20 protein-coding genes and 1 tRNA gene are annotated in these 18,197 nt (G+C 63.8%); 10 read left to right on the plus strand and 11 right to left on the minus strand.

The window, feature by feature from the left end; genetic code table 11:
- Window positions 1–4: 4 nt before the first annotated feature.
- Window positions 5–874, minus strand: coding sequence for a polyamine aminopropyltransferase (speE, locus tag RBB46_RS21715; RefSeq protein ID WP_306031147.1), 870 nt, complete (start codon window positions 872–874; stop codon window positions 5–7).
- A complete protein-coding gene (gene speD, locus RBB46_RS21720; RefSeq protein ID WP_306031148.1) occupies window positions 871–1,395 on the minus strand; it encodes an adenosylmethionine decarboxylase in 525 nt (174 codons plus the stop codon). The genes speE and speD overlap by 4 nt, the downstream gene beginning before the upstream one ends.
- Window positions 1,396–1,523: 128 nt before the next feature.
- Here speD and RBB46_RS21725 point away from each other — a divergent pair, with 128 nt between their 5' ends.
- Window positions 1,524–2,150, plus strand: a complete 627-nt coding sequence (locus tag RBB46_RS21725; protein WP_306031149.1) for a GNAT family N-acetyltransferase — start codon at window positions 1,524–1,526, stop codon at window positions 2,148–2,150.
- Between the two features lie 9 nt (window positions 2,151–2,159).
- On the opposite strand, the gene RBB46_RS21730 is transcribed toward RBB46_RS21725, so the two are convergent.
- Window positions 2,160–3,092: an ABC transporter substrate-binding protein gene (locus RBB46_RS21730; RefSeq protein WP_306031150.1), complete on the minus strand. Its 933-nt coding sequence runs from the start codon at window positions 3,090–3,092 to the stop codon at window positions 2,160–2,162.
- Window positions 3,093–3,302: 210 nt separating this feature from the next.
- Between RBB46_RS21730 and RBB46_RS21735 the strand changes: the two genes are divergently transcribed.
- Entirely contained in the window at window positions 3,303–5,336 is a 2,034-nt protein-coding gene (locus tag RBB46_RS21735) for an EAL domain-containing protein (protein ID WP_306031151.1), read from the plus strand.
- 120 nt (window positions 5,337–5,456) lie between these two features.
- Here RBB46_RS21735 and RBB46_RS21740 read toward each other — a convergent pair whose 3' ends face one another.
- Window positions 5,457–6,200 carry an SIMPL domain-containing protein gene (locus RBB46_RS21740; protein ID WP_306031152.1) on the minus strand — a complete coding sequence of 248 codons (744 nt, stop codon included), beginning with the start codon at window positions 6,198–6,200 and terminating at the stop codon, window positions 5,457–5,459.
- Between the two features lie 182 nt (window positions 6,201–6,382).
- A complete protein-coding gene (locus tag RBB46_RS21745) occupies window positions 6,383–7,456 on the minus strand; it encodes an AI-2E family transporter (RefSeq protein WP_306031153.1) in 1,074 nt (357 codons plus the stop codon).
- Between the two features lie 196 nt (window positions 7,457–7,652).
- Between RBB46_RS21745 and RBB46_RS21750 the strand changes: the two genes are divergently transcribed.
- Window positions 7,653–7,728, plus strand: a tRNA-Ile gene (locus tag RBB46_RS21750).
- Window positions 7,729–7,736: 8 nt separating this feature from the next.
- On the opposite strand, the gene RBB46_RS21755 is transcribed toward RBB46_RS21750, so the two are convergent.
- Together RBB46_RS21755 and RBB46_RS21760 are read right to left on the minus strand one after the other, a co-directional pair.
- Window positions 7,737–8,444: an RES family NAD+ phosphorylase gene (locus RBB46_RS21755; protein WP_306031154.1), complete on the minus strand. Its 708-nt coding sequence runs from the start codon at window positions 8,442–8,444 to the stop codon at window positions 7,737–7,739.
- Between the two features lie 2 nt (window positions 8,445–8,446).
- The gene (locus RBB46_RS21760; RefSeq protein ID WP_306031155.1) at window positions 8,447–8,860 is read right to left on the minus strand and encodes an MbcA/ParS/Xre antitoxin family protein; all 414 of its coding nucleotides are present in this window, start codon (window positions 8,858–8,860) and stop codon (window positions 8,447–8,449) included.
- 323 nt (window positions 8,861–9,183) lie between these two features.
- Here RBB46_RS21760 and RBB46_RS21765 point away from each other — a divergent pair, with 323 nt between their 5' ends.
- Both RBB46_RS21765 and RBB46_RS21770 read left to right on the plus strand, forming a co-directional pair.
- Window positions 9,184–9,573: a BA14K family protein gene (locus RBB46_RS21765; RefSeq protein WP_306031156.1), complete on the plus strand. Its 390-nt coding sequence runs from the start codon at window positions 9,184–9,186 to the stop codon at window positions 9,571–9,573.
- Between the two features lie 179 nt (window positions 9,574–9,752).
- Window positions 9,753–10,814, plus strand: a complete 1,062-nt coding sequence (locus RBB46_RS21770; RefSeq protein ID WP_306031157.1) for a hypothetical protein — start codon at window positions 9,753–9,755, stop codon at window positions 10,812–10,814.
- Here RBB46_RS21770 and RBB46_RS21775 read toward each other — a convergent pair.
- The gene (locus RBB46_RS21775) at window positions 10,811–11,851 is read right to left on the minus strand and encodes a LacI family DNA-binding transcriptional regulator (RefSeq protein WP_306031158.1); all 1,041 of its coding nucleotides are present in this window, start codon (window positions 11,849–11,851) and stop codon (window positions 10,811–10,813) included. The genes RBB46_RS21770 and RBB46_RS21775 overlap by 4 nt on opposite strands.
- Before the next feature lie 106 nt (window positions 11,852–11,957).
- Here RBB46_RS21775 and RBB46_RS21780 point away from each other — a divergent pair, with 106 nt between their 5' ends.
- The 4 genes from RBB46_RS21780 (at window position 11,958) to RBB46_RS21795 (ending at window position 15,572) form a co-directional block, all read left to right on the plus strand.
- On the plus strand, window positions 11,958–12,572 hold the full coding sequence (locus RBB46_RS21780; protein ID WP_306031159.1) for a gluconokinase: 615 nt from the start codon (window positions 11,958–11,960) through the stop codon (window positions 12,570–12,572).
- Between the two features lie 12 nt (window positions 12,573–12,584).
- Window positions 12,585–13,607: a TRAP transporter substrate-binding protein gene (locus RBB46_RS21785; protein WP_306031160.1), complete on the plus strand. Its 1,023-nt coding sequence runs from the start codon at window positions 12,585–12,587 to the stop codon at window positions 13,605–13,607.
- A 64-nt stretch (window positions 13,608–13,671) separates the two neighbouring features.
- The gene (locus RBB46_RS21790) at window positions 13,672–14,256 is read left to right on the plus strand and encodes a TRAP transporter small permease subunit (protein ID WP_306031161.1); all 585 of its coding nucleotides are present in this window, start codon (window positions 13,672–13,674) and stop codon (window positions 14,254–14,256) included.
- On the plus strand, window positions 14,256–15,572 hold the full coding sequence (locus tag RBB46_RS21795) for a TRAP transporter large permease subunit (RefSeq protein ID WP_306031162.1): 1,317 nt from the start codon (window positions 14,256–14,258) through the stop codon (window positions 15,570–15,572). Before RBB46_RS21790 ends, RBB46_RS21795 begins: the two co-directional genes overlap by 1 nt.
- Window positions 15,573–15,591: 19 nt before the next feature.
- On the opposite strand, the gene RBB46_RS21800 is transcribed toward RBB46_RS21795, so the two are convergent.
- Both RBB46_RS21800 and RBB46_RS21805 read right to left on the minus strand, forming a co-directional pair.
- Window positions 15,592–16,227, minus strand: a complete 636-nt coding sequence (locus RBB46_RS21800) for an FkbM family methyltransferase (protein ID WP_306031163.1) — start codon at window positions 16,225–16,227, stop codon at window positions 15,592–15,594.
- A gap of 183 nt (window positions 16,228–16,410) precedes the next feature.
- Complete coding sequence (locus RBB46_RS21805) at window positions 16,411–17,016, minus strand: sulfotransferase family 2 domain-containing protein (protein ID WP_306031164.1); 606 nt, start codon at window positions 17,014–17,016, stop codon at window positions 16,411–16,413.
- Window positions 17,017–17,543: 527 nt separating this feature from the next.
- Between RBB46_RS21805 and RBB46_RS23370 the strand changes: the two genes are divergently transcribed.
- A complete protein-coding gene (locus RBB46_RS23370; RefSeq protein ID WP_369293120.1) occupies window positions 17,544–17,780 on the plus strand; it encodes an Lrp/AsnC ligand binding domain-containing protein in 237 nt (78 codons plus the stop codon).
- 67 nt (window positions 17,781–17,847) lie between these two features.
- On the opposite strand, the gene RBB46_RS21815 is transcribed toward RBB46_RS23370, so the two are convergent.
- Window positions 17,848–18,054: a hypothetical protein gene (locus RBB46_RS21815; protein ID WP_306031166.1), complete on the minus strand. Its 207-nt coding sequence runs from the start codon at window positions 18,052–18,054 to the stop codon at window positions 17,848–17,850.
- Window positions 18,055–18,197 lie beyond the last annotated feature (143 nt).

An 18,197-nucleotide genomic window follows, 5' to 3' on the forward strand; every position in this document is an offset into this window, starting at 1 on the left:
AGGCTCAGCCGGCCTTGCGGCCCTCCTCGACGGCGTCGCGGATGAAGCGCGGCAGCGCAAAGGCCGCCGCATGAACGTCCGGCAGGTAGTAGCGCGTGTCGATCGCCGCCTCCTCGAAGCGCTGTTCCAGAACCTCGAGCGGCACCCGGCGCAGCAAGGTATCGTCGCTGGCCCAGCCGAGCGCCATGTGGCCGCCGAAATAGGTCGGGATCGCCGCCACATATGCGGAGGCGTCCTTGTAGATCTGCGAAAAATGACGGATCGAGGTGACGAGCTCACTCTTCTGCAGGAATGGCACGCCGTTCTGGGTAACCAGCACGCCGCCCGGCTTCAGGCAATGATGGACGCCGCGATAGAACTCTTGCGTGAAGAGCACGGCACCCGGGCCCATCGGGTCGGTGCTGTCGACCATCACCACGTCAAAACGACGATCTGTTTCCGCCACATAGCGGGCACCGTCGGCGATCACCAGGTCGAAGCGGTCGTCGGCGAAGACGGAGGCGTTGAAATCGGCGAAATGCGCCTTGGAGAAATCGACGACGGCGTCGTCGATCTCGACCTGGGTGAGACGCTCCACGCCCTTGTGCTTGAGCGCCTCCTCCGCCATGCCGCAATCGCCGCCGCCGACTATCAGCACCTCGCGCGCCGCCCCGTGGGCGAGGATCGGCACATGCGCCATCATCTCGTGATAGATGAACTCATCGGCGGTCGTCACCTGGGTGATGCCGTCGAGCATCAGGACCTTGCCGAACACCGGGTTGGTGAACAGCACGAGATCCTGATGCTCGGAGCGATCCTGGAAGAGGATGTCGTCGCAGGCATATTTCACCTCGACGCCCGGGTAGAGCGTCTCGTTGAAGAACAGCCCGCTCATGCGACTTCCTTCCCGCGCAGCAATTCGCTGACTTGCGAGCGTCCCGGGCGGAAGGCGCGTTCCAGCACCTCGACGCAGCGCTCGGGCTTGGCGTCGCCGCACATGAACACGTCGAAGGCCGCATAGCCGGCCTCGGGCCATGTGTGGACCGAGATGTGACTTTCCGCGAGCACGGCAACGCCGCTGACACCCGTCGGTTCGAACGGGTGCAGGTGAATGTGCAACAGTGTTGCGCCGGCCTCCTCGACACAGGTCTTCAACGCTTCCTCGATATAGGGAAGGTCGTCGAGACGCGACGCGTCATAGAGGTCGATAATCAGATGCGATCCGGCACAGCGAACGCCCGCCCTCTCAATGAAATGATCAAGGCGATCGTCCTGCAGATGAGCCGCAGGCGCGGTGGATGTGTTGTCTTCCGTATGGGTGGTGCTTCTCGGCTCGACGAAGGCGGTAAAATCCCGTCCCTCACAGTCACGAGCCTCCAAGTCCATCCCCAATTGGAAGAGGCCGTCGTCAGACATGGCGGTCTCCCCAACCAGCAGATGAAACCCGGGTTCAGTCCCGAACGGGCATGCTATAGGGTGCTTCGTGCTGCGATGCAATGCGTGTTTTACGCATTTCCGACCTGTGATGAATGCAGGGGCCCGTCATGGAAAAGAAGAATCGTCAAGAAAACATGCCTGTTGATCTCGTTACTTTGACGGGTAAGGAAATAGAGCGCTCGATTGCGCCACTCGCGGACTTGCGGGTGCGCGTGTTTCGTGAGTGGCCCTATCTGTATGACGGCTCGGCTTCTTATGAGAAAACCTATCTGGCGCGGTATGCGAATGCTCCAGGAGCGGTTGTTGTTGGTGCTTTTGCGGGAGAGCGTCTCGTCGGAGCGGCGACAGGTCAGCCACTTGCCGGTGAGGTCGAGGATTTTCGCATGCCTTTCGAGCGGGCAGGGCTCGACCCGGCCGGCATCTACTATTTCGCCGAATCCGTGCTCGACTCCGGCTGGCGCGGACGCGGCATCGGTCATGCTTTTTTCGACGCCCGCGAGGCGCATGCCCGCGCGCTCGGCTTCGATACGGCGGCGTTTTGTGCGGTGATCCGACCGACGAATCATCCCTTGCGACCGGCCGGCTACACACCGCTCGATCCCTTCTGGAGGAAGCGAGGCTATGCGCCAGCCAATGGCCTCACGGTCGGCTTTGACTGGCCCGACCTGGGTGAGGCCGCCGCAAGCCGCAAGCAACTTCAGGTCTGGATGCGAAGCGGATTGTCAGTCGGGTGACAGGCCCGGTCATTCCGGCTTTGCGAAGATCTCGCAGTGTTCCCTGTAGTTGGGGAGTTCGGTTTCGCAAATTTCCCGGAGACGACCGCTGCGATTGAGACGCTCATACGACCTGGAGACCGCATTGACGATCTCGGGCTCTGTCCGGATGTTGGCGGCAAGATAGAGAAGCGGCGATGCCCCTCCGGGGTCCGGTACGTCGAGATGCTGGACGATCGCCGCCTTCGGGCGGCCGGAAAGAGTCGTTCTTGCCCACATCGACACAGGTACGGTCACACGGTATTCGCAGCGCCCCGTCAGCAGCAGTTCGTACCAGCCGTGGTCGACGGGTCCGAGGGACTGATCGAGGATCATCGAGGAGAAGGCCACGTCGATCAGAGGGAAAAGGTTCACCCCCTCTTCAAAGCCGCTCTCCACGAGTGCATTGTACGGTGGCGTTCCCTCCTGTGCGCAGACGCTGTGCGCCTTGTAGCCGTCAATCTCGGGATAGGTCGGCAGGTTTCGCTCTGCGGCAGAGAAGAGTGCCGCTGGCGGGATCTTCGCCACCGGCGCGATCCAGTGGAAGGTTGTCTCGCGTTTTGGCGTCCGCATCATCGAGAAGATCAGCGTGTTCGGGACACGCTCGGCCGTCTTGTAGGCCTTCGTCCAGTTCAGGTACTCGACATCCGTGCTGAGCCCGGCCCCGGCCAGCACCTCTTGCATGATGCTTGCGACGTAGCCCTTCTGGTTCGCGGAAGGGTCGACATACTGAAAAGGAAAAAACACTTCCGTTACGGTTCGTACAGGCTCCTGGGCGGTGGCCGTATCCGTGTGAGCGGGCAGGCCCGACAGGGCCAGCAACATCAAGGCGGTGCGGGCTGCTATGACCATGGTGCTCACCTCCGAAACTGCCATGTGCACTCGCGTGTATTCATGCTCGATTAGAGCATCGATGCCCTGCACCCGCAACTTCTTGCGACGGCGGGACAATTTTCCCTCTCAATATACCTTGTGCGTTTTGCGTGAAGTTGTATCGTTTTCAGAATCAACGCGTGACTGACTTTAGTTTGAGTAGAAACTTTTTCTTCCGCTCAAACGCTCGCGAAGATTGACTTTTGTGAGGTGAATGCCTGCCATGGTTGAAAAACAACTGAAAATTACTCAACTAAACCATTGGCGCACTACCTGCTTGGCCGGTTCCTGATTTTGACCCTGGGCTTCATTGCTGCCTTCCTGACCATCTATTTCGTCCTGTCCAAAGAGATCAACAGGAAGTCCCTGGAAGACATTGTCGACCACACGCTGGAAACAATCCGCCCCAACGCGACGATCGCCGCCTTCAGTTCCAGCGAGGCGATGGCCGCCTTCGCGCTCAGTCCGCTTGAATCTGTGCCCTGGGTCCGGCGCGCAAGTCTTCTGGACTCTTTCGGCGACACGTTGCAGGTCCTGGAAAACAGGAAGCCGACCAGTCCGGATCGCGGCCCCCCGACCGGGGCGGCCGACGAGGACCCGCCCCGCTACGAGGATGGCGCGACCGTCTCCTACTCCCTGACCTACAGGGGGCAGGACGCGGGCAGGCTTGTCGTCGAGGTCGACTATTCGCGCGGACGCAGTGTGCTGGTGGACCTTCTGATCGGGATGATTTCGATCATTGCCTGCACGACGATGGTGTCGCTTGCGAACTATCTTTTCATCAAGCGGCGGATCGTGGTGCCGATCGAACGGCTGGCGCGCTTCGTCCAGGATCCGGCGAGCAGGTCGGTTCGAGGCACGGCCGTCGGCAGGCGCACGGAAGCCGAAGGCCGGACCTCTCCGAGTGCGATGTTCGAGATCGCCGAGCTGGATGCGATCTCGGTGGAACTCGAGAAAACCGTCTCGCATCTTTCCGAGCAGGCGACCATCGATCCGCTGACCGGTCTGGCCAACCGCCGTGCCTTCGATGCTGCACTGAAGGAGACTGTCTCCTCCGGCGGATCCGTTGCCCTCATGCTGCTGGACATCGACTATTTCAAGTTCATCAACGATCACTTCGGCCATGTCGCCGGAGACCGGACCCTGCAGGACTTTGCCGCTTATCTCCGGGATTTTGCCGGCGAGACGGGGCAGGCGTATCGTCTGGGCGGTGACGAGTTCGGCGTGCTGCTGTTTGGAGGGGAAACGGCGAGCGAGGAGATCATCGGGCGGGTGAAGACCGCGTTCAGCTTCGACTTCGAACAGCTCGACAACACCAGCATCTACTATTCGGTATCGGCCGGATACGCCCATTTCCCGACCGATGTGGCCGATGGCGCCGAACTTGGTTTCGGGGCCAGTGCCGCCTTGCTCTCGGCCAAGGTGCAAGGTCGCAAAACCGTCAACCGCCACGGGGGAGAAGAGGCCGCTCCGGGATTGTCGTCGCGACTTCCGGTGCGCGAGTACGAATGCGCCCTTGCGGACGGACGCGTTACCCATTTCGCGCAACCGATCGTCTGCCCGCAGAGCGGGCGCATCCGTGCGTTCGAGCTTCTGCTGCGGGTTTTGCCGCGCGAAGGCGGGGCAAGCGTGCGCGCCGATCTGGCGGTCGAGGCCGCGATCCGTATCGGGCTTGCCGGCGATCTCACGCGCCGGACGCTGCAGGCGGCACGGGACGTGATCGGGCAACTCCGGGCGCATGATCGCGGCGGCATCTGCGTCAGCATCAATCTTGCCGAGGCGCAGCTGACGGCTCCCGACTTCGTCGAGATATTCGACGAGGTGTTCGAGGGTGCGGACAAGGCCTCGGGACTGATCGTTGAAATGCTCGAAGGCGACTATCTGGGCTCGCGCTCCCTTGCCGACATCATCGCCGACCTGCGTCATCGCCGGTCGGCGATCGCCATCGACGATTTCGGCAAGGGATACTCCTCGTTGCTGCGGCTGTTCGCGATGCCGTCCAACATCGTCAAGCTGGACCGGAGCCTGCTTCATTATCGGGAGAAGGACCCGCGGTTGCTCGGCGGCATGATCGCCGCACTGTCATCGGGGGGGCGGCTGGTGGTGGTGGAGGGCGTCGAAACGGAGGAAGACGCGCGGTTTGTCCGGGATGCCGGTGCGGGGCTGGCGCAGGGATACTTCTATGCCCGGCCCATGCCCTTCGACGAGGCGATATGCGCCGCCTGCGCCGTACCGGTCGCCATGGAAGACCAGCCGATCTGCGACACGCGGGCGGGCGGGCGGCAACGCGCCTGAACCGCCGGTAGGCTCCTGGAGCCAGGTCTGGCTGGCAAAGCGCGGAACGCGGACAACAAGGGCCGGTACGATATCAACCGCACCGGCCCCTGTGTCGTTTGGCGATGTGGCGACAGAGCGTTACTGGGCGATTTCCCAGGTGATGTTGACGCGCACGTCGAGGGAGGTCTCGCCCGCCTCGATCGGCGCGGGCGCTGCCCCATCCATCTTCATTTCGGCGCGGGCCATCATCATGACCGGGCGCGGGGAGTAGTCCTGCTCGCTGATCGACAGCACCCGGCCGAGCTTGATGCCGGCGGCCTCTGCGTAGATTTCCGCCTTGCGGATGGCGTCGGCCGTTGCTTCCTTGCGGGCCTTGTCCTTGAGCTTGTCCGCGTCGCTGACGATGAAGCTGACGCCGCCGACCTGGTTGGCGCCGTCACGCACCATGGTGTCGAGCAGGCCGCCAAGCTTGGCCAGGTCGCGGACCCGCACCGAGACGTTGTTGGAAACCCGGTAGCCGATGATTTCGGAGCGATACTCGGTGTTGTCGAGGCTGCCGCTCTTGATCTGGCGGTAGCGCGGCTGCACCGAGAAGCCCGAGGTCTGGATGTCGCGCTGCTCGATGCCGCTTTCCTTGATGCGGGCGATCACGGCACTCATCGCGGCGGTGTTGGCGCTCATCGCGTCACCGGCGGTCTCGGCATCGCTGACGACGCCGCTGGTGAGTATCGCCATGTCGGGAGCCGCGGTGACCGTGCCGGTGCCGACCATGTCGATGGTGGCGATGCGCGGCGTCTCGGCCCGGGCGGGAAGCGTCGTGGCGGCAAGCGCGACGGCCGCGCCGAAAAGTGCAATGCGACCGGCGGTCTGAAGCGAACGCATGAAGTATCTCCTGTTCAGTCTTGCGGACACGCGGACGCCTGGTCGGGATGGACGAAGCGCCCGCAAGCAGCTTGTTTGCAAACCTGTTTCGGGCTCAGCGACCTGTGCGGCGCCCGGATGTTGCATCCATCGCGAGCAAATGCGGCGGACGAAAGGCGCTGCCCGGGTGGTTTTCGGGCGGATCAGGACTTGTTCGCGTCTCCGCCGGCGACCATCGGCTCGCCGACCTCGCCGTCGGCGGACAGGAGCACGGCGACCGGCCGGGAGGCCGGGAACTGGGCGCAGATGATCAGCACCATGACGGTCAGCGGCACGCAGAGCAGCATGCCCGTCACGCCCCAGATCGCGCCCCAGAAGGACAGCGACAGCATGATGACGAGGCCGGACAGGTTGAGGCTGTTGCCCATCAGGCGGGGTTCCAGCAGGTTGCCGATCAGGAACTGGATCGTGCCAAGGCCGAAGACGATGATCAGGAATGGCGTCAGGCTGTCGAAATAGACAAGCGCCAGGATGCCGGGAAAGAGCACCGCCGTCAGCGAGCCGATCGTGGGGATGAAGTTGAGGGCGAAGGCGATGAAGCCGAAGAGCGCGGCATAGGGCAAGGCGAGGAGCGACAGGAGCCCGGCCGTCAGCAGGCCGGTCAGCACGCTGACCGCGGTCTTGATGCCGAGATAGTCGCGCAACGCCTCGGTGATGCGCGCCCGCATCATGAAAGCCAGCTCGGCGCGCCCGGGCGAGGAAAAGAGGCGGGTCATCTTGCGGTCGAAGGTCGACTGTTCGAGCAGCAGGAAGAGCACGTAGATGAAAACCAGCGAAGCGGAGCCGGCGATCTGGGTGATGGCGTTGGCGCCGGCAGCAATGGCGCGGTTGAGCGCGTTGTCGGGAACAAGGTCGCGCAACTCGATCGGATCGGCGAGGCCGAGCCTGTGCGAGTAGGTGTTGAACAGGGTCTCGAGCCGGGCCTGGTAGACCGGTGCGTCACGGGCAAGGTCGGTGAGGTTGGCGGTGACCACGTCGACGACGAAAACGGAGATGCCGAAGATCGCGGCAAGCGCGGCGACCAGGGCCAGGGAATAGGGCAGGTGGAAGGGGCCGAGCGGAATCCGGCGTATGGCCTCGGCGAGCGCCACGATCAGGTACCAGACCAGCAAGGCTATGACGAAGGGCAGGAGCAGGGCGCGACCCACCGACAGCAGCCAGCCGAACAGCGACAGCGAGACGAGGGTCAGCGTGACGGCTAGTGGAAATTGCGGCATCAGGCCCCCGATGCGTGGCTGCGGCGGTCCGTCTTTCGGCCCGTTCCCTTGTTCCCGGTTGTCGCGTCCTTTCGATGCCGTTGCAAGAGCTGCGCGCCTGCCGGTGCGTGCCGTGTTGCAAGCTCTTGGTGAGGTGCTATAGGAAAGATCGTGCGGGGATGATGAACCGGATTCGCTGGTGATCGATCCCTGTCATGGGCCTGTAGCTCAATGGTTAGAGCCGTCCGCTCATAACGGATTGGTTGCAGGTTCGAGTCCTGCCGGGCCCACCATCTTCCCCTCACGCCTCGATACGCCACACGCCGCCGCCGTCTCCGTGGATCTTGACCATGTCGATGCGCGTTCCGTCCCAGTGGCAGGTCAGATGCCTGGCCTGGAGCGGGATCGACATCACGTCGGGATAGAAGGCGGCGAAGCATTCGCCGCCCTCGTGCCGGACGCTCGGGTAGACGATGCCGTTGGCGCCGTCCTGCCGCAAGGCGAGCGCAAAGGCCTGGGAGGCTGTGTAGTCGTCCGGATCGAGCAGAGCCGCGCTCTCCGCCCTCGTTCGGCTCCCGCGCAGATCAGCGAGCCTTGCGTCGATCGAACCGACCAGTTCGCGCATGTCGGCAATCCAGCCCGGCGCCTCGCCGGTCGCCGCATAGAAGCGGCCCTGGTGATGGGTGACCTCGAACAGCGCCGTTTCGAAAGTCCTGGCCGCGTAGAAGGCGCCGAAGCTGCCGTCATGGAAACGCCCCTGGCGCTCCGGCGATACATGGGTGAACGGCGCCATCGCATAGGAGGCTCCCGGTCCGCCGACACGCCGGACGGGCGGCACAAGGTCAAGATTGCCGATCGTCTCGGCAAGGCGCGGGTTGCTCTTGCCTTCGGCCGCGCCAAGCAGGTCCCAGTCTGCCGGGTCGGCAATGTCCTCGAACAGGTCGATGGGCGGATAGGCGGTGCCGATCAACCGGCGGTAGTCCGGCCAGACGACCCTGGCGGTTCGCATGCTCACCACTGGCCGCGGCGCGCGTCAAGATAGCGGCGCACCCGCATCAGGTCGGTGATGCGTCCCTGCAGCATGACGTCCAGCGCCGAACGGCCGTCGAAATCCGCATTGGGCCGCGAAATCCAGCCATATCCACGTTCGGCTTCGCGAAAAAGCAGCCTCAGGGCCTTGTGAATGCCCATCAGGTTGGACATGCGTTCGGCAAGGTCGACACCGACGCGACCGAAGGTGCCCGTCTTCCAGCGCTGGTAGGTGCGGACCGAAATGTCGCCAAGCAGACGGCTTGCCTGTTCGTCGGACAGCCCCCAGCGCGCAAACAGGGCAATCGTCGCGCGCTGCATTGCCCGGATCTCGTCGGTCGAGAAATCCGATGCGGCGGCAGGGGCCGCAGGCGATACGAGATGCAGTTCCGGCATGGCGTCAGTCCTTTGACTTTTGTCTTTATATACGAAAAAGATGCCAAATGGCAATATGCGTCATCGACATTTCGGCTGTTTCTGGCCAATGGCGACAAGTGACATCTGATGACGTGCGTCACAGTCAGGCCGACCGAGCGCGGCTATCCTTTCCCCATCATGATCGCTGATTGCGATGGTGTGCGGCGCTTGCAGCGTCGGCTCATGCCGCGCGGCCTGTTCGGGTCGGGTGGAACCGCCTCCGGGCCGTCATCACTGGATGACCACATTCGTCTGCCGTGATGAAGAACCCGGAGATCGCAAGGCTGAGAGGAGACAGTGCCATGCGTTTCAAACAGACATGCGCGGCGGTGGGGTTCGCCATCGCAGCTATCATCGGCTTCGGCAGCACCACGCCGGCCAGCGCCGCCACGGCTGCAACGGCAGCCGCGGCCCTTGCCCCGCTTGTGGCCAATACGTCGGAGCTTCGCTCCGACGGCACGGTGACGAAAGCCTGGCATCGCGGCCGGCCGCATCGCTGGCGCCCGCGTCGCCGCTGGCGTCCGCGCACCTATCGTCCGCGCTACTATGCGCCGCGGCCGCGGGTGCGCGGATTTGGCCGGGCACACTACCGCTGGTGCAGCCAACGCTACCGTTCGTACCGGCCGGGCGACAATTCGTTCCAGCCGTATAACGGCCCGCGCCGTCCCTGCATCTCGCCCTATATCCGCTGATACGGGCGGGCGCTGGGCGCCTGACTGAAAAGGGCCGCTTTCCGGAACCGGAAAGCGGCCCTTTTTCCATCTGCGGACGGTTCACCGCGTCTTGACCCCTCGTCTCAATAGGGTATCGCTTGCCGTTCCGTTCGCCGCGATCGGCGCGGCGTGTCCGGGGCAGGGGCCGCGCATCTCTCATGACGATCGTTCAGCTTTCCACCGCGCATGCGTTCGATCTGCTGTTGCGGCAATCGCCGCAGGGCGACGGTCGCTGGGAGGATATAGACGTGCGTCTGGGCGCGGATGCGGGCGGGGAGGCCGACTGGCTGATCGTGTTCGACCATCCGGCCCGAGACCTGACCACGTCTCTGCCACGGGAACGCCGCATCGTCTTCCTTCCCGAGCCGGCCTCCATCAAGCATTACGATCCGCAGTTCATCGCCCAGTTCGGCGTCGCCTTCACCGCATCGCCCCTGCCCGACTTCGACGGTATCGCGATTCACACCCAGCCCCTGACGCCGTGGTTCTATGGTGCCGGCATCGGCGCTTCGGCCCAAACGACGGCCCGCAAGTCGTATACGGAACTGGCAGCCGGCCCGATCGCCGGCGAGGGTGCGGGAGGCCGGGGCGAAGAGGGCGCTCGCGCGCTTCTCTCCGCCGTCTGCTCGACCAAGACGCTCAACCGCAACCAGGTCCGGCGTCTGCGCTTCCTGCGGCGGGTCAAGGCGACGCTGGGCGCGCGGCTCGACATCTATGGCCGAGGGTTCCAGGAGATCGCCGACAAGGCCGAGGGACTTGACGGCTATCGCTATCATCTCGTGCTGGAGAACAATCTCGATCCGCATTGCTGGACGGAGAAGCTCGCCGATCCGCTGCTGGCGGGCGTCTATCCGATCTTCGCGGGCGGACCGGACCTGGAAGCCTATTTCGATCCGCTTGGCTTTACCGCAATCGACATCACCCGACCGGACAGCGCGCTTGCCGGGATCGTCCGCGTCCTGGCGGAGGATCCGGTCTCACGTCCCGAGGTGCGAGGCGCGATGCGCGAGAACCGTCGGCGGTTGATGGAGGAGCACCAGTTCTTTCCGGTGCTTGCGGCGGAACTCTCCCGCCTTGGTCCTGCTCCGGCGACACGACTGGAGGCACCGGTTCCGGTTCGTCCTCCGGTCAAGCCGCCCTTGCACCGGCTGACGCGAGCCTTTCGGCCCCTGCGCATTCTCGCCGACAAGGCGCATGTGGCGCTCGTCGAGCGGGGCTAAACGATCCGGGAGACCGGGGCAGGTCCCCGCGTGCTGTCGCGCGCGACCACCTCGAACCCGAGATCGACCCACGTCTCCCGTGGATCCTCGCCGGAGAGCGCGGCAATCATCATCTCCATCGCGCGCTGCCCCATGTCGAGCCGGTAGGTCTTGACGCTGGTCACCGCCGGATTGGCGACGGCCATCATCTCCAGATCGTTGAAGCCGCAAATGCCGATCTGGCGGGGAACGTCGATCCCGCGCCTCTGGCACTCGAACAGGGCGCCCATTGCCAGGTCGTCATTGTTGCAAAGGATCGCGTCCGTGTCTGGCGCGCGGGCGAGCAGGTCGGCGGTCAGTTCGCAGCCAAGCGTGACGGTCGAGGCGCGCGGCGTGGTGATGATCCGCCGGGGGTCGATAAGGCCCGCTTCTCGGACGATGTCGCGAAACCCTTCGAGACGGCGCTGGGTGCGGGGATCGAGCCGGGCGGCGATGAAGCCGGGCTTGCGATAGCCGGCGGCAACCAGGTGGCGAGCCGCGGCGCGCGATGCCTCCAGATGCGAAAAACCGATCATCATGTCGAACGGCTCGGGGCCCGTCTCCATCACCTGGACGATGCGGCAACTGGCGGAACGCAGCGCGGCTGCGGTGGCGGCCGACTGGTCTATGCCGGAAATGATCAGCCCGGCCGGGCGCTGGCTGAGAAAGGTGCGCACCAGCCGCTCCTCCTCCAGCGGCGAATAGCGGGAGTTGCCCAGCTGGACCTGCCAGTCGGTTCCCTCGGCGCGCGAATAGATGCCCGCCATCACATCGGCAAACACGTTGTTGGTCACCGAGGGGACAATCACGCCGATGACATTGGTACGCCCCGCGGCGAGTGCCCGGGCGGCCGGATCGGGCACATAACCGAGGCGGTCGATAACGGAGCGGATCTTTTGCAGCGACTTTGCCGAAACCTTGCCCGGTTCGCGCAGCGCTCGCGACACCGTCATAGCGCTAACACCCGCTTCCCGCGCGACATCCGCGATAGTGATCGCCAAAACACCATTCCTTTTCATGATCTTGACGGAATTGTACCGGATGGCCGCGAGAATACCAGAGGCAAAGGCTTGACAAATGTTAGCGCTACCATATAGCGTGACGGCGCAAGGGAGGAGTGTTGGCGTGTATCAACCATCGGACACGGGCCGCGCCGTTTCGGCGCGTTGCGTCGTCATCATGGGCGTGTGCGGTGCCGGCAAGAGCCGGCTTGCCGGAGCGCTGGCCCGTCGGCTTGACGGCGCCTGTGTGGAGGGCGACGATTTTCACAGCGCCGGCGCCAGGAGCCGCATGGCGGCGGGGCAGGCGCTGTCCGATGCCGAGCGCGAACCCTGGCTGGACGCCATTGCCGCGGCCGCGTGCGCCGCCGCGCGCCCGGCGCGCGATGTGGTGATTGCCTGCTCGGCGCTGCGGCGATCCTATCGCGACCGGTTGAGGAGCCGATTGGGCCCGCCGATCTTCTCCGGCCTGGCCTTCGTTCATCTCACAGGCCCGCGCGCGCTGATCGCGGCACGGCTGGCCGCGCGCGACGATCACTTCGTCGGCGAAAGCCTTCTGGACAGCCAGCTTGCCATTCTGGAGCCGCTTTTGCCCGACGAGGCCGGCTTCACACTCGAGATTTCCCCGCCGGTCGACGCGGTTGTCGATCGGGCGATGGAAATGCTTGCGGAGCTTGATCCGCAACGAACCGGCGCGGCGGAGGCCGAAGGTGCCCCGGACCGCCACCACGGATCATCCTAGGGAGGAAAACGGATGTTCAAGTCACTCGGAACCATCGCGCTTGCCGCGCTTGCCGGTGCGGCTCTCGCCACCACGGCACTCGCACAGGATTTCAGCTTCAAGTTTCAGTCGTCGGATCCTGCGGGCAACCCGAATTTCGTGCTGCAGCAAGGCTGGGCCGCCGGCGTGTCGGACAAGACCGGCGGGCGCATCGCCATCGAGCTTCTGCCGGTGGAATCCATCGTCGCGCATAACGAGACGCAGGACGCCATCGCCGCCGGCATTCTCGACGGCCATGTCACCGACACGTCCTACTTCGCCGGCAAGGATCCGGCCTTCGGCCTGATCGCCAATCCGGTCGGCGCCTGGTCGGCGCCCCAGGAAATGTTCGATTTCATGGCGAAGGGCGGCGGCAAGGAACTGATGAACGAGCTGCTCGAGCCTTACGGCCTGCACTTCATCGGCGCCACCACGCCGGGGCTCGAGGCCTTTGTCTCGAAGAAGAAGCTCGAGGGCGTCGCCGACCTGCAGGGACTGAAGCTGCGCGCGCCGGAAGGCCTTGTGCAGCAGGTCTTCGCGGCCGCCGGGGCCGCGCCGGTCAACCTGCCGGGATCGGAAGTGTTCACCTCGCTCGACAAGGGCGTCATCGACGCGGCCGACTATTCGGTCTTCTCCACCAACCATGCCCAGGGCATGCATGACGTGGCTCCCAACCCGGTCTACCCCGGCTTCCACTCCATGCCGCTGGTCGAGATCTCGATCAACAAGGGCAAGTGGGACGCGCTTCCCGACGATCTGAAGGCAGCGCTTGAGGAGAGCGTTGCGGAATTCGCGCAAAGCCAGGTGGCGGCGCTCGCCGCCAACGACCTGAAGGCTGTCGAGGAGGCGAAGGCCAGCGGCAAGGTGACCGTCACCGACTGGCCGGCGGAAGAGCGGGCGAAGTTCCGCACCATCGCCACCGGCGAATGGGCCAAGGTCGCGGAGCGTTCGGAAAACGCCCGCAAGGTCTACGACACGCTGACCGGCTACCTCAAGGAAAACGGCCTGATGCAATAAGCTCTGCATCCGCAGGCTCCGGGCGCGGGGGTGTCCCGCGCCCGGTTTTTCCGGGGAGACAATCATGACGGAACCGCAGGACGTGCCGGGAGAAAGTGCGGAGGAGGTCGGAGCGATCCCCGAGGCCGGCGCGATCGGGCGTGCCATCGATCGCGGCGGGCTGGTCTTTGCCGCGGGCATCGTTCTCTCGATGGCCGTACTCATCAACGAGGTTGTGCTGCGCTATCTTTTCAATGCGCCGACCATCTGGGCGCATGAGACGACGATCTTCCTGTGTGGGATCGCCTTCATCTATGGCGGCCTCTACTGCACCGCCCGCGACCGGCACATCCGCGTCGTGCTGATCTACGATGCGCTACCGCCCGGTGCGCGGCGGGCGTTCGACGTGATCATCTCGCTGATCTGCGCAGCGTCGAGCGCGATGTTCGCCTTCGCCGCCTGGGTGATGGTGCAGCGCGCCGCCTTCCGGCCCGACGGATCGTTCCGCCTGGAGCGTTCGGGCAGTGCCTGGGATCCGGTCTACCCCGGCCTCGTGAAGGTCTTCCTGCTTGCCGTGCTTGCGGTCATGGCCGTGCAGTTCCTGGTGCTCGCCGTCAATTACGCAAGGGGCAATACCTCGAAGGGCGCCAACGGGATGGGTGATCGCTGATGGAGATCTTCGGTTCGCTCCAGCCGCTCGGGATCGAGGGCGGCACCTTCCTGATGTTTGCCCTGCTGCTCGGCCTGCTGGTTACCGGCATACCGCTTGCCTTCGTCACCCTGCTTGTCGCGCTTATCTTTGCGCTGGGCTGGTTCGGGCCGACCGTCGTGCCGCTGATCACCAGCCGGGTCTATTCGTTCGTCTCGTCCTTTGTCTTCGTTTCCGTGCCGATGTTCGTGCTGATGGCGGCGATCCTCGACCGCTCCGGCATTGCCCGCGATCTCTTCGATGCGATGCGCCTTGTCGGCGGGCGGCTGCGCGGTGGTGTCGCCATCCAGACCATCGTCGTTGCGGTGATCCTCGCCGCCATGAGCGGCATCATCGGCGGCGAGGTGGTGCTGCTCGGACTGGTCGCCCTGCCGCAGATGCTGCGGCTCGGCTACGACAAGCATCTGGCCATCGGCGTCGTCTGCGCCGGCGGTGCGCTCGGCACCATGGTGCCGCCCTCGATCGTGCTGATCATCTATGGCCTGACCGCGAATGTCTCCGTCGGCGATCTCTTCACCGCCGCCTTCCTTCCGGGGCTGATGCTGGCAGGTTTCTATGTCGCCTATGTGCTGATCCGGGCGAGGCTCAATCCGGCGCTCGCACCCGTTCCGGACGGACCGGATGAGCCGCTTGCCGAAAAACTGCGCCTGCTCAAGGGGCTGATCCTGCCGCTGCTGGTCGTTGCCGGCGTGCTCGGGTCGATCTATGGCGGCATCGCGAGCGTGACGGAAGCCTCCGCCGTCGGGGTCTTCGGCGTCATCGTCTCGACGATCCTGCGCGGCGAGTTCACGTTTGCCCTGATGAAGGGCGCGGCCCTGCAGACGCTTCAGACGGTGGGCATGATCGTGTGGATCGGCATCGGTGCAAGCGCGCTCGTGGGCGTGTTCAACCTGATGGGCGGCATCCGCTTCGTCTCCACCCTGATCACCGGCATTTCCGACTATCCGATCGTCATCCTGCTGTTCATGATGCTGATCCTGTTTGTGCTTGGCATGTTCCTGGACTGGGTCGGCATAGCGCTGCTGACCATGCCGATCTTCGTGCCGATTATCGTCAAGCTCGGGTATGATCCGGTATGGTTCGGCGTGCTGTTCTGCATGAACATGCAGGTGTCGTTCCTGTCGCCGCCCTTCGGACCGGCCGCCTTCTACCTGAAGAGCGTGGCCCCGCCCGGCATCTCGCTGGCAACGATCTTCCGCTCGCTGCTGCCCTTCATCGCCATGCAGGTGCTGGCGGTGGCGATCCTGATCGTCTTTCCGGGGATCACCGGACGCTGATCAGGGAACCTGACGCAGGTCAGGTCCGCAGATCCCAGCGCTCCCAGATGAAGGGGTAGCGCCAGACAAGGTCGTGGGTCGCCGAGAGTTTCTCGGCGATCCGCGCGTAGCGCTCCCGGCTGTCGTCGCCGATCAGGTGGAACTGTACGACGAGATGACGAATGGCGGCGACCTGTCCCTCGGCGATCAGATCTTCAAGGGCGGGATATTCGTCGCCTTCGATGTTGAGCTTCATCAGGTCGACAGGGCGTCCGGCGGCCCGAACCACGTCGGAGGCACGGCGCAGCGTCACCTCGACGGTGTCCCCCTCCTGCTTGCGCTGGGTGCTGCTCCCGTCATTGTCATAGACGAGACTGGCGGTGCCGTTGAAATCCGACAGTCCGGCGCATTCCAGTGTGACGTTGGGCAGGCGTTCCAGAAGTGATGCTGCCTTCTTGCAGAACTCCGGTGCAGGCTCGAAGGCAAGCACGTTCGGGCTGCCGTTCTTCGAGATCCTGGCCGAGAAGTCGCCCTTGTAGAAACCTGCATCCACCACCAGCGACGCGGGGCCGAGTTCGAAGTCGGTCAGCAACCGCTCATCTCCCTTCGCCCGCTTCCAGCGCTTGATCGCGCGATATTGGGGATCGAGTGCGAAGCGGATCAGATTGAAACCCATGGAAGCGGCTCTCTTGGCGGAACAGCGGCCGTCTCCAGGCCTTGTTGCGCCCGGATTCGCTCGCCCGCAGCCGCCCTGCCGCGCGCGCGGAGACAGGGATTGCAGCTTGGCCGCCGGAAAGCAAGTCCCGCGGAGCCGGGCTTGTCGCGAAGCAGCGCCGCCCTCCCGGAGCATTGATCCCGATCAGAACGTGTAGCCGAAGCGGGCGATGTCGTCGCGGTGACGGCTTGCGACCAGCTCGATGCCGGCATCGTCGTAATAGCTTTGATAGTCGGCGCGGGAGGAGGAGTTGGCGCGCTGATCGGGCACGCTGGTGGCAAGGTCGAGATCTTCCAGCATGGCGCGGAGATCTTCCTCCAGCCGCTCCTGCCGCAGCACGCTGTCGACGGTCATCACGCCCTTTTCATCAGTGATGTAGTCCAGAAGCTGCTTGCGGATATAGCGGGTCGGCGATGTCGGCGCCTCGTCATCCGCCAGCCAGGAAAGGTAGTCCGTGAAGTCGAAATTCTGGAACAGCTCTACCTCGGTCGGCATCCCCGACCGGCCGCGACCCTTGTCCTGTTTCAGGTAGTGAAACCAGGACACGTGCCAATCCCAGGGATTGCGGACGACGGTGAAGACATGCATCGCGCCAAGATCGATGCGATGACGGTCGAACACCTGCTGGTATTGCCGCCACGTCAGGTGGCCGCGCGCATCGCGCAGACGTCGGGAGGGGCACTTGGTGATCCATGGCAGGAACGCTTGCTCGACGAAGGAGCCTCCGCATTTGGGAATGTGGAGGAACATCAGGTTCCGTTTGAGGGGGCGCCGCAAAAGCCCCTGTTTCCGGTTGGTTGGTACAAGCAAGATATCGCTCGTTTTTCTATTGTAAAAATCGCTAAGACTACTCGATCGCGAGGTAGTTTGTGTTTGTGTGTTCCGTTATCCAGATAAAGTTGCATGTGTTCGTCGATTATGTCAGAAATATGTCAATATATATTCGAAACTTATCAATAATTACGTGATCGATGACTAGGCATTGAAATGCATTTCATTCTTCTGAGCGCAGTTTTCGTGGAAAATTCTGCTTGCCTTTGCGGCAGGTCGTGCCGGACGTCCGATAACGAGGGACGAAACCGGCAAGGGGCGGAAGCGCCGGGCGCGCTCCGGCCGGTCTCGTTCCGGCCTCAGGTTGGTTTCACCCTGCGGACTTCACTGAACTTCAGTTTGGCGAAGTACTGGTTCGCCTCCTGCTTGACGATCGGGATCAGGATGTCGGGTACGAAGCCGACCTCGATCCGCAGCAACTGGGGGCCGGCCGCGTTTTGATTGTCATGGTGACGCTGGACAAGACGAGCGACGACGCCCTCGACCGCTTCAACGAGGCGGTCTGCAGGATTCCGGAACTTCAGAGCTGCCCGCTGATCGCCGGAAATTTCGATTATCTGCTGAAGGTCCGCACGCATGATATCGCGCCTTGCCGCGCGGTTCCGGGGACAAGACCGGCAAGCTGCCGAACGTGCACCAGACGCATTCATTCGTCGCGATGGAACTGGTCAAGGATGTGGTGACGGTACCGGTGCCACTCGAGTGAGCGGGGGCCTCGAGGGGCGGCGGCGCGTCCTGTCGCCGTAAACTCTAGGACGCCGGCTCTGTCAGGGGCGTTGCCGGATGGTCTCCCTGCGCGATCCGTGCAAGCGCGGCATGGGCGGCTGCAATCGCGGGGGCGCTCGGGATGTCGGTGTCGGTCTGCGACGAGGCTGTTCGGGGCTGGCCCGAAGACGCCCTGGCGCTGTCCTGCGCCCGGCCCGACCAGTGGTTTTCCCAGCGAAGCGACCAGCTCATTTCACCCTCCTGCGACGCGGCCCGACAGCGGTCCGCAAGCATGTCTTCCATTAGAGGGGGATAGTGAGAGGGGTGTGACAGCCGGGCAAGGAGCAAAAAACTATCGATCGAATGCTTGGCGCATATATGTCGCGGGGCGGCGT

It is taken from the genome of Stappia sp. MMSF_3263 (assembly GCF_030733745.1).
In the GTDB taxonomy this organism is placed as follows: Bacteria; Pseudomonadota; Alphaproteobacteria; order Rhizobiales; family Stappiaceae; genus Stappia.

Bases quoted from the DNA above. Each gene is read 5' to 3' on its own strand.
- speE (WP_306031147.1), bottom strand. From the start codon at position 874: ATGAGCGGGCTGTTCTTCAACGAGACGCTCTACCCGGGCGTCGAGGTG.
- speD (WP_306031148.1), bottom strand. From the start codon at position 1,395: ATGTCTGACGACGGCCTCTTCCAATTGGGGATGGACTTGGAGGCTCGT.
- RBB46_RS21725 (WP_306031149.1), top strand. From the start codon at position 1,524: ATGGAAAAGAAGAATCGTCAAGAAAACATGCCTGTTGATCTCGTTACT.
- RBB46_RS21740 (WP_306031152.1), bottom strand. From the start codon at position 6,200: ATGCGTTCGCTTCAGACCGCCGGTCGCATTGCACTTTTCGGCGCGGCC.
- RBB46_RS21745 (WP_306031153.1), bottom strand. From the start codon at position 7,456: ATGCCGCAATTTCCACTAGCCGTCACGCTGACCCTCGTCTCGCTGTCG.
- RBB46_RS21755 (WP_306031154.1), bottom strand. From the start codon at position 8,444: ATGCGAACCGCCAGGGTCGTCTGGCCGGACTACCGCCGGTTGATCGGC.
- RBB46_RS21760 (WP_306031155.1), bottom strand. From the start codon at position 8,860: ATGCCGGAACTGCATCTCGTATCGCCTGCGGCCCCTGCCGCCGCATCG.
- RBB46_RS21765 (WP_306031156.1), top strand. From the start codon at position 9,184: ATGCGTTTCAAACAGACATGCGCGGCGGTGGGGTTCGCCATCGCAGCT.
- RBB46_RS21770 (WP_306031157.1), top strand. From the start codon at position 9,753: ATGACGATCGTTCAGCTTTCCACCGCGCATGCGTTCGATCTGCTGTTG.
- RBB46_RS21775 (WP_306031158.1), bottom strand. From the start codon at position 11,851: ATGAAAAGGAATGGTGTTTTGGCGATCACTATCGCGGATGTCGCGCGG.
- RBB46_RS21785 (WP_306031160.1), top strand. From the start codon at position 12,585: ATGTTCAAGTCACTCGGAACCATCGCGCTTGCCGCGCTTGCCGGTGCG.
- RBB46_RS21790 (WP_306031161.1), top strand. From the start codon at position 13,672: ATGACGGAACCGCAGGACGTGCCGGGAGAAAGTGCGGAGGAGGTCGGA.
- RBB46_RS21795 (WP_306031162.1), top strand. From the start codon at position 14,256: ATGGAGATCTTCGGTTCGCTCCAGCCGCTCGGGATCGAGGGCGGCACC.
- RBB46_RS21800 (WP_306031163.1), bottom strand. From the start codon at position 16,227: ATGGGTTTCAATCTGATCCGCTTCGCACTCGATCCCCAATATCGCGCG.
- RBB46_RS21805 (WP_306031164.1), bottom strand. From the start codon at position 17,016: ATGTTCCTCCACATTCCCAAATGCGGAGGCTCCTTCGTCGAGCAAGCG.
- RBB46_RS23370 (WP_369293120.1), top strand. From the start codon at position 17,544: ATGGTGACGCTGGACAAGACGAGCGACGACGCCCTCGACCGCTTCAAC.
- RBB46_RS21815 (WP_306031166.1), bottom strand. From the start codon at position 18,054: ATGAGCTGGTCGCTTCGCTGGGAAAACCACTGGTCGGGCCGGGCGCAG.